This is a genomic window from Synechocystis sp. PCC 6714 (assembly GCF_000478825.2).
In the GTDB taxonomy this organism is placed as follows: Bacteria; Cyanobacteriota; Cyanobacteriia; order Cyanobacteriales; family Microcystaceae; genus Synechocystis.
The window spans coordinates 1,108,506-1,120,375 of record NZ_CP007542.1 but is presented as its reverse complement, the minus strand read 5'-3'; the positions used below and the strand labels follow the sequence as shown (position 1 = coordinate 1,120,375).

Annotated in this window: 12 protein-coding genes; 11 read left to right on the top strand and 1 reads right to left on the bottom strand. The window is 44.4% G+C overall.

What is annotated here, in order from left to right:
• Positions 1-5: 5 nt before the first annotated feature.
• Positions 6-449, bottom strand: a complete 444-nt coding sequence (locus tag D082_RS04985; protein WP_028949179.1) for a putative quinol monooxygenase — start codon at positions 447-449, stop codon at positions 6-8.
• A 461-nt stretch (positions 450-910) separates the two neighbouring features.
• On the opposite strand from D082_RS04985, the gene D082_RS04980 reads away from it, so the two are divergent.
• The 11 genes from D082_RS04980 (at position 911) to D082_RS04935 (ending at position 11,855) form a co-directional block, all read left to right on the top strand.
• Positions 911-1,477, top strand: coding sequence for a hypothetical protein (locus D082_RS04980; RefSeq protein ID WP_028949180.1), 567 nt, complete (start codon positions 911-913; stop codon positions 1,475-1,477).
• 11 nt (positions 1,478-1,488) lie between these two features.
• Positions 1,489-1,830 carry a carboxymuconolactone decarboxylase family protein gene (locus tag D082_RS04975; RefSeq protein ID WP_028949181.1) on the top strand — a complete coding sequence of 114 codons (342 nt, stop codon included), beginning with the start codon at positions 1,489-1,491 and terminating at the stop codon, positions 1,828-1,830.
• A gap of 42 nt (positions 1,831-1,872) precedes the next feature.
• Complete coding sequence (locus D082_RS04970) at positions 1,873-2,469, top strand: DJ-1/PfpI family protein (protein ID WP_028949182.1); 597 nt, start codon at positions 1,873-1,875, stop codon at positions 2,467-2,469.
• Positions 2,470-2,503: 34 nt separating this feature from the next.
• Positions 2,504-3,568 (top strand): AGE family epimerase/isomerase, encoded by a 1,065-nt coding sequence (locus D082_RS18975; protein WP_238546849.1) that lies wholly within the window; start codon positions 2,504-2,506, stop codon positions 3,566-3,568.
• A 51-nt stretch (positions 3,569-3,619) separates the two neighbouring features.
• Positions 3,620-4,327, top strand: a complete 708-nt coding sequence (locus tag D082_RS18970) for a hypothetical protein (protein WP_238546848.1) — start codon at positions 3,620-3,622, stop codon at positions 4,325-4,327.
• Positions 4,328-4,332: 5 nt separating this feature from the next.
• Positions 4,333-4,665: an anti-sigma factor antagonist gene (locus tag D082_RS04960; RefSeq protein WP_028949183.1), complete on the top strand. Its 333-nt coding sequence runs from the start codon at positions 4,333-4,335 to the stop codon at positions 4,663-4,665.
• Between the two features lie 6 nt (positions 4,666-4,671).
• Positions 4,672-6,795 (top strand): glycogen debranching protein GlgX, encoded by a 2,124-nt coding sequence (gene glgX, locus D082_RS04955; protein ID WP_028949184.1) that lies wholly within the window; start codon positions 4,672-4,674, stop codon positions 6,793-6,795.
• A gap of 44 nt (positions 6,796-6,839) precedes the next feature.
• Positions 6,840-7,166 (top strand): anti-sigma factor antagonist, encoded by a 327-nt coding sequence (locus D082_RS04950; RefSeq protein WP_028949185.1) that lies wholly within the window; start codon positions 6,840-6,842, stop codon positions 7,164-7,166.
• Positions 7,167-7,287: 121 nt separating this feature from the next.
• Positions 7,288-9,192 carry a SpoIIE family protein phosphatase gene (locus D082_RS04945; RefSeq protein WP_028949186.1) on the top strand — a complete coding sequence of 635 codons (1,905 nt, stop codon included), beginning with the start codon at positions 7,288-7,290 and terminating at the stop codon, positions 9,190-9,192.
• Positions 9,193-9,196: 4 nt separating this feature from the next.
• Entirely contained in the window at positions 9,197-9,628 is a 432-nt protein-coding gene (locus D082_RS04940; RefSeq protein WP_028949187.1) for an anti-sigma regulatory factor, read from the top strand.
• A 94-nt stretch (positions 9,629-9,722) separates the two neighbouring features.
• On the top strand, positions 9,723-11,855 hold the full coding sequence (locus D082_RS04935; RefSeq protein WP_028949188.1) for a hypothetical protein: 2,133 nt from the start codon (positions 9,723-9,725) through the stop codon (positions 11,853-11,855).
• Positions 11,856-11,870 lie beyond the last annotated feature (15 nt).

The window sequence follows — 11,870 nt, the reverse complement described above, 5'->3', positions numbered from 1 at the left end:
AAAATTTATAGAGTTTGAGTTTCAGCTATTTTATAAATTGTAATTTCCGCTGGCTTGGCCAATAAATCCGGGGATTTTTCAACAAATTCATGGAAGTATGGGGTCTGAAAATGTTCGTCTAGAGCTAATCGATTGCGCCACACTTCAAAAAATAGAAAGGTGTTAGCTTCTGTTTCATCCTCGTAAAAACTGTAGGAAATACAGCCGGGCTCTGACCGAGAAGGCTCAATAAATGTTTGAGATAGGGCAATAAATTCTTCTCTTTTATCTGGCCTTACTTTGATGTTGCCTGCCACCACAATTGGATCGTCAACTGCTTTTGTGGCATCAGCCCAGCTGGAGGATGGAAACAAAAAAACGCTAGCAAGGACAAGAAGGGTAAAGATCAGGGCAAACCCTCTTTTTAGCCAGGAAGTCCTGTTGCCAGATAAGAAAAAATTAACTTCCATGGTCAAATGTACCGATAAATCAACAGGGTATATAAGGCAATATTCTGACTGAGCTCCCTAAGGAAATAGAGACAACTTACTCACGAAATTTTGCCAGTCACCACGCATTATAGAAACCTTGCTAGAATTCTGTTTGATACATTTACAAATATTTACATAGATAAATTTTGGCGATCGCCAAAGGACAATTTAAATGTCAAGAATTATTGACCAATGCGAAGACATAATGGTCGAAAAAGCCAGGCTAATTCGCCTTCAGTAACATTTTGTTACAGTGGTGGTTTGGTTAAAAGATTGTGCTATGCTTTGCACCAATTAGTTCTCCTTGAATTCTCCCTTAGGGGTGTGGAGTATCCCAGTTCTGAATGGGTGAAATTTTTTCAAGCCCCTCGCCCATAGGGACTTAACCCCGCTTTACTTAAATTAAACTGGTTACTTTTAGTTATCTTGGCAAACCATCTATGTCATCAAGAAAAAATTACTACTTAGGTTTGAAAGCGGACTATTCCCAGCCCGGTCTTGTCCCTGACGCCCTCAAAGAAACACTAATCGCCGAGGGCATTGCCTATGTTGCCCAAAAAGAAGCTACCTTACCAGCCATTGACGCTGACTATACCCTAGAAACCATTGAACAGGAAAATAAGGATTGGTGGCCTACCCATTGTGAGGCCCTACGACAGGGACGGGGGGACATTCTGACCGGGGAGTACCGGGACGATCTAGTCTACTTTTGCCAAGATGGCCCCTATTCGGGTTTGGAACAACAGCAGGAAAGGGAAAAACATTGGTGGGCCCTCATTGCTCAACCGGGGGTAACCATGGTCTGGCCCATTGTTATGTTCTACGGCGAACACACCTTTTTTGAATGGAAATGTGTGGACGATGAAACCCACGAAACCATTGCCAAAGGGAATGTCACCTGGGTGCGCCGGGGTCACCGGGGGGGCTGTTACTTAAAAACAGAACAACTCACTTTTTATCGGGACGTGTTTGCTCCCGATAGCTTACTAAAACTGATTACCACCTAGGAGCTAGCCCCATGAGTGAGTTTAAAAATGCTGTGCTCGATGATAAAGACCTCCAGGCAGGCTTGAGCGGGATTAATCCCCAATTTGGTGATTTTTGCACCAGGGTAGCCGGAGAAGCCTGGGGCTTACCGTTGATTGATCAAAAAACTAAAGCCCTAATTGTCATTGCGGTGGATGTGGCCAACCAAACCCTAAACGGCCCTTTCCAAGCCCATGTGGATATGGCCCGGAAACAGGGAGCTACTAAGGAAGAAATCGAAGAAGTGCTCTCCTTTATGTGCGTTTATGGTGGATTTAATAAAGCTGCCGGAGCTTTTGCCGCCTTAAAAGAAATCTTTGAGCCATCTGCTTAAGAAAACTAATTACCCTCACTTTAAGGGAGAAAACAGGTAACTATGACTACCGTGAAAGGCAAAATTGGTGTCTTAATTGAAGAACATTTTGATGGCACTGAATATCGCTGGTTTAATGAATATTTTCCTGCCCAGGGTTATGAAGTGGAATATATTAGCCATCTGTGGGGGCAACCGGAACTAAAATTTGGTTCTAACCCTGAAAATGATCAGGTGGAATACCACGTTACTGTCACTACGGAAGTTAATGACATAGATCCCGTGGATTATAAAGGTATCATTGCCATTGGAGCCTATGCTATGGACCGCCTAAGGTACCAAGCCACTGTCAAAAAAGGTGAAAAAAATCAGGCACCAGCGGTGGTTTTTCTGCGTCAAGCAGTGGCAACCAAAGGTCTCAAACTAGGAACTATTTGCCATAGTTTGTGGTTATTCTGTGCCGACCCAGATTTGCTTAAGGGCAAAAAAGTAACCTGTGCCCACAACATTATTTGTGACGTGGAAAATGCCGGGGCTGATGTGGTCTATGAAGGGGATCAGACCGCCGAGTTGGTAATTGACGGCGATCTAATTACCGGCAAACATCCCGGCATGATTGAACAATTTGTCAAGACCTTTATCGAGCAAATTGAAGCTTAAAAAATATTTCCCGCCTTCCCGTGGCATCAACAATATGAGTCCTAAAATTAACTTTCCTTTTTCTGATCTGATTGCGGGTTATGTGACAAGTTACGACCAACAAGGAGGCACTTTTGGTCTCAAAACCTCCGCTGGTCAGGAGTTTCAGGTCAAGCTCAGCCCCATGGCCTATGCCAAGGTGATCCAAAACTTTGATGAAGCCTATATCGATGCCACCGCCACCATGGGCAGCTGGTTAACCCCTGGCAGATTTCTATTTGTTTACGGTGTTTTTTATCCGGACAGCGATATTTTTGACGGCAAACAAGTGGTTTTCGCCGGCAAAAAAATTGAGGAATATGTTTTTGAAAAGCAGGATTGGTGGATTAAACAGGTTTACGCCCTGGGCAAATTTTATGTGAAGGCCCAGTTTGGTGAGGATGCCATCGATTATCGCCATTATCGGACTGACCTTTCCGTCAGTGGTCAACGGTCTGCTGTGAATTTTCGCCAGGAAACCGACACCATTTCCCGGTTGGTTTATGGCTTTGCCACCGCGTTTATGATGACCGGAGAGGATCAGTTTCTGGAAGCGGCGGAAAAGGGCACGGAATACCTGCGGGAGCATATGCGCTTTGTTGATAAGGACGAAGATATTGTCTACTGGTACCACGCCATCGATGTGCAGGGGGAAAAGGAACAAAAAATCTTTGCTTCGGAATTTGGCGATGACTATGATGCCATTCCCGCCTACGAACAGATTTATGCTCTGGCGGGGCCGATCCAAACCTACCGTTGCACCGGCGATCGCCGTATTCTCCATGACGCAGAACAAACTATTAAGCTATTCGACAAATTCTTTCTGGACAAAAGCGAATATGGCGGCTATTTTTCCCATCTAGATCCGTTGATGTTGGATCCCCGCAGTGAATCCCTCGGGGCAAATCGGGCCCGGAAAAACTGGAACTCCGTCGGGGATCATGCTCCGGCCTATTTGATTAATCTTTGGCTTGCCACCGGGGAAGAAAAATACGCCGATATGTTGGAGTATACCTTCGACACCATTGAGAAATATTTCCCTGACTACGACCATAGTCCCTTTGTCCAAGAGCGTTTTTAGGAAGACTGGAGCCACGACACCACCTGGGGCTGGCAACAAAATCGGGCAGTGGTGGGCCATAATCTCAAAATTGCCTGGAATTTGATGCGGATGAATAGCCTCAAGCCCAAGGACAAGTATGTGGAGCTGGCCAAAAAAATTGCCGACTTGATGCCGGCGGTGGGCAGTGACCAACAGCGGGGTGGTTGGTACGATGTGGTGGAACGGTTACTTAATAACCATAGTGGTTGCCATCAATTTGTTTGGCATGACCGCAAAGCCTGGTGGCAACAGGAACAAGCCATTCTGGCGTACCTGATCATGGGTGGCATTTTGACTGACGGGGAATACCATCGCCACGGTCGGGAAGCAGCGGCCTTTTACAATGCCTGGTTCCTGGATTTGGAAGATGGGGGTATTTATTTCAATGTACTCGCCAACGGCATTCCTTACCTGGCAGGGGGCAATGAGCGGGCTAAAGGTAGCCATTCCATGAGCGGTTACCATTCCTTCGAGCTTTGTTATTTGGCGGCGGTGTATACCAACTTTTTGATCACCAAGCACCCCATGGATTTTTACTTTAAGCCCTTACCCAATGGTTTCGCCGACGGCATTCTAAGGGTATCCCCCGATATTCTTCCCCCCGGCAGTGTGGCGATCGCCAGTGTGGAAATTGACGGCAAACCCTATGAAAATTTCGATGCCCAGGGCTTAACTGTGACCTTACCCGACAGCCAAGAACGGGTCAAAATCAAAGTTCGTTTAGTCCCCACTGCCTAAGCCCCATGGATATTCAAATTAATCAACAGGAAGACATTACCGTTGTCACCCTTAGCGGGGAAGTGGACGCCAACACGGCCCCGAAAATCCATGAAGTGATTCTGCCCCTAGCGGAACCAGGAGCAAAAATACTTTTAGACATGACCGCAGTGCCCTACATGTCCAGTGCTGGGCTCCGGCTTTTGCTATACCTCTATCGCCAGACCAAAGGCAACTCGGCCCAGCTCGTTTTAGTCGGTCTGTCGGAAGAACTGCTGGACACCATGGCTGTGACTGGTTTTCTCGACTTTTTTTCGATTTGTCCCACCCTTGCCGAAGGCAAAAACGCATTTTCTTAGGCCACTATGGAACGCATTGATGTCCATCCAACCCACACCAGCAACGGTTATCAGCTCCGCTGCGGCCAGCCCTTTCCTTTCGGAGCCACCATTGTGCCAGGGGGGGTCAACTTTTCTATTTACTCTAGCCATAGCACCGCTTGCACCCTAGTACTATTCGAGAAGCGGGCTCCCCAGCCTTTTGTGGAGATTCCTTTTCCAGAATCCTTCCGCATTGGTAATGTCTATTGCATGGTGGTGTTTGACCTGGATTTCGAAAATCTGGAATACGGCTATCGCATGGAAGGGCCCAATAACTTCCAGCAGGGCCATTGGTTCGACCCCAGTAAAGTACTTCTTGATCCCTACGCCAAAGTTGTCAGTGGCCGGGATGTTTGGGGGACCCAACCTAATTGGGACGATATCTACCAACATCGGGGACGCCTCAGCTTTGACGATTTTGATTGGGAAAACGACTCCCCCTTGGATGTTCCCCTCGAAGACATGGTCATTTATGAAATGCATGTGCGGGGTTTCACCAAAGACCCTTCCTCTGGGGTAAAGGAAAATCACCGGGGGACCTTTGCCGGCATTCTGGCCAAAATTCCCTATCTACAGGAATTGGGCATTAATACCGTTGAATTGATGCCGGTGTTTGAGTTTGATGAATTTGAACATAGCCGTTACCATCCAGAAACGGGGGAATTTTTAGTTAACTACTGGGGCTATAGCACCGTTAATTTTTTTGCTCCCAAAGCAGGTTACGCGGCCACTGGCAAATTTGGCATGCAGATTGATGAGTTGAAAAACCTAGTCAAGGAACTGCATAAAGTAGGCATTTCCGTCATTTTGGACGTGGTGTTCAACCATACGGCAGAGGGCAATGAAAGGGGTCCCACCATTTCCTTTCGGGGATTGGATAACAAAACCTATTACATGCTTACCCCGGAGGGTTACTATTTCAACTTTAGTGGCACCGGCAATACCCTCAATTGCAATAACCCCATTGTGCGGGGCATGGTGCTGGACTGTCTGCGCTACTGGACAGCGGAATTTCACATTGATGGTTTTCGCTTTGATTTGGCCTCCATTTTGGGTCGGGATCCCTGGGGCTATCCTTTGGCCAATCCACCTCTATTGGAAACCCTCGCCTTTGACCCTATTTTGGCCCGGTCTAAATTGATTGCTGAAGCCTGGGATGCAGGTGGCTTATACCAAGTCGGGTCTTTTCCCAGTTATGGCCGCTGGGCGGAGTGGAATGGAAAATACCGAGATTCGGTGCGAAAATTTATCAAAGGGGATGCGGGAGTGATTGGGGAAATGGCCCAACGGCTACAGGGTTCCCCAGACCTTTACCGGGGAGCCGGGCGACCGCCCTCCACTTCAATCAATTTTGTGACCGCCCACGACGGCTTCACCCTGGCAGATTTAGTAGCCTATAACGGCAAACATAACTATGCCAATGGGGAAAATGGCAATGATGGAGCCAATGACAACTACAGCTGGAACTGTGGGGTGGAAGGTGCTACCGATAACCCCGATATCCTTAAACTCCGGGCTCGGCAAATGCGGAATGCAATCGCCATTTTGTTGGTGAGCCAGGGGGTGCCCATGCTGTTGATGGGGGATGAGATGGGCAAAACCCAGGGGGGCAATAATAATACCTATTGCCATGATTCCCCTTTGAATTGGCTCAATTGGCATTTAGTCGAACAAAACCAGGATTGGTTTCGGTTTGTCAAACACTGCATTGCTTTCCGCTTAGCCCATCCCGTGTTGCGCAATAGTGAACATTTCCAAAACTGCGATTACCTTGGTGTGGGATTTCCCGATATTAGTTGGCATGGGGTCAAGGCTTGGCATGCCGATTGGTCCTCCGATGGCCGGGTTCTAGCTTTTATGCTTTGTGGTCAACACGCTAAAGGTGGCCGAGTTAAAGATAACCAAATCTATGTGGCTATGAATATGCACTACGAGAGTCTCTGGTTTGAACTGCCAGCTCCTCCAGTGGGCACAGCTTGGCACGTTTTTGCCAACACAGGAGCCCAGCCCCCGGAAGATATACATGCCCCCGGCCAGGAACCCCCCCTCGAATCCCAGTCGTCCTTGCTCATTGGCGATCGAAGTGTGGTTATCCTAATCGCTAAATAACCGGCTAAAGTAAACCTAATTCTGTTCAATTATCCCTTTAAACCATGGCTTTTAGCATTGAATTGGAGACCATTAATGGTCAAGCAAAATTAACCCTGATTGGCGAGTTGGATGGGGGTACTGCTCCATTGTTCAAGGAAAAAATCGAAGCCGCCGCCGAGGCTAACGCGACCAAATTGGTTTTATTTATGGATCAATTGGAATACATGTCCAGTGCGGGGCTCAGGGTTTTAGTGTTTGCCAAACAAAAGATGGGAACGGGGGTGGAAATTTTCTTGGTGGGAACCCAGGAAATGGTAAACGACACCATCGAGCAAACTGGATTACACCAAAGTTTTCACATGGTGGATAGTTACGACTTTACGGCCTAAAAACCGAAACCCATTCAGCCTAATTCAACTTAGCTAGGTCTCGTTTCCCCAGGAGGAGTAAACATCGTCAAAATAGAGCGGAGATCGCGTTAGCAGGAACTCGAACCATCCTCGGTAAATCATCCCCATGAAACTGATTCAATCTTTCATGAAATCAATTCGGTTTCGCATTGTTGGGCTCCTCCTACTCTGCCTCATTCCCTCTACTTTGGGAGGGATTTTTTTGCTGGATTTATACACAGAAAGACAGTTAAAAAAGATTGCCAGAAAAGATTTGGAAGGCCATGCCAAGCTGACCGCTCAGATGATACGCCGATTAGATGAAGAGCGCCAAGAAAATACTGCCTTTGTCGCCTCCCAACCCGAAATAGTCAATTTTCAAGCTGAGCAAGCTCGTTTTTTTTTAAATGAATTTATTAAGTTTCACCAATGGCGGGGCTTCTTTCTCGTAGTTAACCGGGAGGGAAAAATAGTTGCCAGCAGTGATGGCTATCATTCCACCAAGCCTTTACCTCTCAAGCGTTGGTCAGAGGAAGTAGCACAGGCACATAGACATTTAAACCGATTGTTTCCCGGCAAAGATTACAATGAGAGCAAGGATTGTCTGATTATGCCGATTCTTAGCCCCGGTTCCAAGGTCCAGATTGGCATTATTGTTGAATGTTTACCTCTCCCAGTTATTGCTGAATTAGTGCAGAACATAGCCAAAGATGCAGAGCTGGACAGAATTTTATTAGTTAATTACCAGGGCTATATTTATGCGGACACAAGTATTAAAAAATATACTAATCTAGAAAATAAACAGGACTCTCCCCTCGTTAACCAGCTTCTCAATAACCGCGATGGCATCATTTACAGCGAAGGTCAGTTTGCCTACCTTTCCCCCATCCATTTACGGGGATCTAAAACTTGGGGCATTATTTTAGAGGATTCAGAGGCCAGTATTGAAGGGGCTATTTTCGACATCAATCGAGTTGGTTACCTATTAGTGGTGGTGATTGGTATTATTGTTGCCGTTTCTTCTTGGATGGTTATTCATCACAGTACTATTCCTATTTTGCAATTAACCAGCGCTTCCCGGGCCATGGCTGAGGGAAATTTGGACTATCCCATCACAGTACGAGGTGAGGATGAAATTGGTATTTTGGGCAATAGTTTCATCCACATGAGAAATCAAATCAAAACCTTGATTGCCCAGGAAATTAAGGATGGGATGAATCGTCTAGAGCTAGAAAAAGGCCGACAAATTCAACAAAACTTTCTACCTATTAGTTTACCTAATCTACCCCAGTGGGAGATAAATGCAGTTTTTGAGCCAGCGCGGTCTGTTTCTGGTGATTTTTATGATGCTTTTCTATTGGGGGATGATTATTTGGCGATCGTCATTGGTGATGTCTGTGATAAAGGGGTAGGCGCCGCCATGTTTATGGGCCTATTTCGCAGCCTGTTAAGGGTATTTTCAGGGGCAACTATGCCTGGGGATACCTGTATCCGGGATGCTAACTATAAGTGTAGGGCTAGTGATAATGACGATGATGACGGCAAAAAAACAGTTATTGTTCAATTTTTAAATGCAGTGCGACTCACCAATGATTACATTGCCACTGAACATGGGGATATGGTGATGTTTGCTACCTTATTTTTCGGGGTCATTGATATTAAGAACGGCAACTTAAGTTATATCAATGCCGGCCATGAGCCAGTTTTTATTTTAAATTCTCAGGGCATTAAACATAAATTAAAATCCACAGGTCCAGCGGTGGGCATGATGCCCCAATCCACTTTTACCATCAATAGCTTGGCAATCGATACTGGGGATATGTTAATTGGCTATACTGATGGTGTTACCGATGCAAGATCCCCAAATAAAGAATTTTTTGGTCGCCAACGACTAATGACAATGTTAACGGAAAATTTCTCAGCAAGGACAGAAATTTTAACCGTAATCAAGCAGGAATTAATTAGTCATATTGATAATTCCATTCAGTTTGATGACATTACCATGATTGCTGTTTATCGTAATTAATGCCATGAGTATTTTAACTTTTCCTGCTGACTTAGATGCTTTAAATAGCATTGGCAAGCATATCTTAAGCCAGGCCCAAGCAGTGGGATTACCGAAAAAAAGAGCCTATAAGTTAAGGTTGGCGGTGGACGAATTGGTTACTAATATCATTAATTATGGCTATGCTCAAACGCCAGGGCATAATCAAATTAGCATAGAATTGGAAGCAGATGAAAATAAATTGACCGTCACCATGGTGGATACTGGTATTGCCTATGATCCCCGCGATCGCCAGTTTGATCAATCAATTCTTAGTCTAGAGGCGGAAGAGCGGCCCATCGGCGGATTAGGAATTTTTTTAGCATTACAAAGTGTGGATGAATTTACTTATGAAGTTAAGGGCGATAAAAATATTAGTTGTCTAGTTATGAACCTTGATTCTGCCGACAATGATTAGCAAGTCAGTGTTGGATAGATAGACAGATAGATTAAAGTTTTTCAATTTTGCCTTTAATTGCTTCGGCGCTTTCGCTATTATTTCTTATTTTTCCATGGCAATGCTCCCCCTGCCAGATTATTGTCAAATCGCCCCCCGGAGAGTGGGGTCAGGGCAAAGACGGGATGGACAACAACAACAGATTACTTTGCAAAGCTTTCCAGAATTGAGTTTGAATTTACCAGCCAATGCTTATTTTTTACAAGCTCAAAAAGATTTGTATGCAGATTTTAGTTCTGCTGAAGTTTTGGCAAATTGCATTGATTATCTTCAAATAGTTTTAGATAAATTAGGCTTAATAAATAGCTATCTCCCGGCGAAGTTATTGTTGGTTTTACCCGATAATACCCGAACAGCTATTGCAGTTCATTTACTCTTAGATGCAATTTTTTGTCTTCAAAAAAGCCACAGCAATTTGCAATTGACAATATTATTTGGCTTGGGCACTCATCCCCCTATGACAGAGGAAAGTATTAGTCAATATTTAGGCAGGGAACGATATAAAACGATTGTTTCTTCTGGGATTGTTATTCGTCAACAAACCACAATAGCTCCATTGGAACCTCAGGCTATAATTAAGGTCCAAGACCAAGTAAATCTTGGGGAAATTTCCACCCATAGTTTTGCTAATATCAATAGTTTTATTGCCCAGCTAGAACATACTATCCACCAGGCGATCGCCGGATTTAGTGATGAAAGTTTGTCTGACCTGGACGAAAATTTATTGATAAAAGATCAGCTCAATATAATTAATCGTAATCAAATTAATTTAGACAAACAAAACACAGTAGAAATTCTTGATAACTTAACTCCAACTCAGACATACGAACTTTCCTTGCCCCAGGAATTATGGCAACATCACCTCACTATTGTGGCGGGGGATACGGAATTGCACCCCTACGAAATAAGGGGCGGGAGCGGTGGTTTACATAAGATGTTGGTGGTAGGATTAGCTAACATCCAGGCTATCCGTCGCAGCCATAGTACTAAAATTTTACTCCATTCCCCCACAAACAGAAAAAAAACAGAAAATGCCTTTGTTCATACTTTGGATTACCTAGCAGAATGTCTTAATCAGTCCCTCTTAACCCAGACCCCCCACATTGCCCGCACCTATCCCCTCGGCTTTTCTATTGTTTCTTTGCAAAATCAATCCATTAATGGCTTTTGGTTTGGACAAAAGGATAAAAATCGCCAAGCCCTAACGGCGATCGCCAAGGAAAGTCGCACAGTCAATTTACCAGAAAAAATTCATATCTTGGTGGTGGACACAGACAAAAAAAAAGGCACTGATATATTAGCTGGAGCAAGGGCATTGCAATATTTATGCGAGTGGGACGACGAAGATAATTGCCTCTTAGCAGATACCCCCCGCCAGAGGGTCGCCCTATTATTTAATCCCTGTCGAGAAGAACAAAACCATGGTGGTATTGGTAATCAAGGAACCAAAAAGCAATTAGATGTATTGCAAAAACTAGTTAGTAGAAGAATTAATTTGCTCGAAAAAGAATTAAATACCTGCCAAAGCTTAGACAGTGCCATGGGGATTGTAAAAAATTATCGCCGTGAAGTCTTGACTGCCTGGACTCACCATCTACAACTCACCAGTGAAATCGATGATTTTTTAGTAATGATCAACAACTTAATCCTGATTATCCAAGAACTGAGGGGTCTATCCATGGATGAGACCCATGCTAAGGAATTTCTACAGGCTACTTTGGCTAATTATGCCAATGACTATACCGAGGAAGGACAATCGATTCAAGCATTGCTTAATATTTATCTTACTGAACAAAATTTACCCCCACTAATTAATAAAATCGAGCAACTACGGCAACAACATCATCTCTCGGAAGGATTAGGGGAAGGGGGACAAAGAGCTTTGCGGTGTTTAAAACTATTACATAAATTTGAAACATTTTTCCTTGCTACTGACAATCAAAAAGTTTTGAATTATTTAGCTCAACTTGATCCGGATCTAACTAACTATTTACCTCCATTATTAAAAAATATACTAAAAAGAAAAAATATACGGATAAATTTGCTGGGCATTTGGGGCATTGATTTAAAAAATTATTCACCCCAAAAATGTTTGGACTTAGCTATAAGCTATGGCAAATACTATAATCAAAAATCTCAAGATCTGCATATTGCTTTTTTACAAGAGCCACTCATTATCTGTCGTTAGCCATTTCCCTTGACT

Coding starts and splice junctions, on each gene's coding strand:
- D082_RS04985 (WP_028949179.1), bottom strand. CDS start 449: ATGGAAGTTAATTTTTTCTTATCTGGCAACAGGACTTCCTGGCTAAAA.
- D082_RS04940 (WP_028949187.1), top strand. CDS start 9,197: ATGAGTATTTTAACTTTTCCTGCTGACTTAGATGCTTTAAATAGCATT.
- glgX (WP_028949184.1), top strand. CDS start 4,672: ATGGAACGCATTGATGTCCATCCAACCCACACCAGCAACGGTTATCAG.
- D082_RS18975 (WP_238546849.1), top strand. CDS start 2,504: ATGAGTCCTAAAATTAACTTTCCTTTTTCTGATCTGATTGCGGGTTAT.
- D082_RS04980 (WP_028949180.1), top strand. CDS start 911: ATGTCATCAAGAAAAAATTACTACTTAGGTTTGAAAGCGGACTATTCC.
- D082_RS04935 (WP_028949188.1), top strand. CDS start 9,723: ATGGCAATGCTCCCCCTGCCAGATTATTGTCAAATCGCCCCCCGGAGA.
- D082_RS04970 (WP_028949182.1), top strand. CDS start 1,873: ATGACTACCGTGAAAGGCAAAATTGGTGTCTTAATTGAAGAACATTTT.
- D082_RS04950 (WP_028949185.1), top strand. CDS start 6,840: ATGGCTTTTAGCATTGAATTGGAGACCATTAATGGTCAAGCAAAATTA.
- D082_RS04975 (WP_028949181.1), top strand. CDS start 1,489: ATGAGTGAGTTTAAAAATGCTGTGCTCGATGATAAAGACCTCCAGGCA.
- D082_RS04960 (WP_028949183.1), top strand. CDS start 4,333: ATGGATATTCAAATTAATCAACAGGAAGACATTACCGTTGTCACCCTT.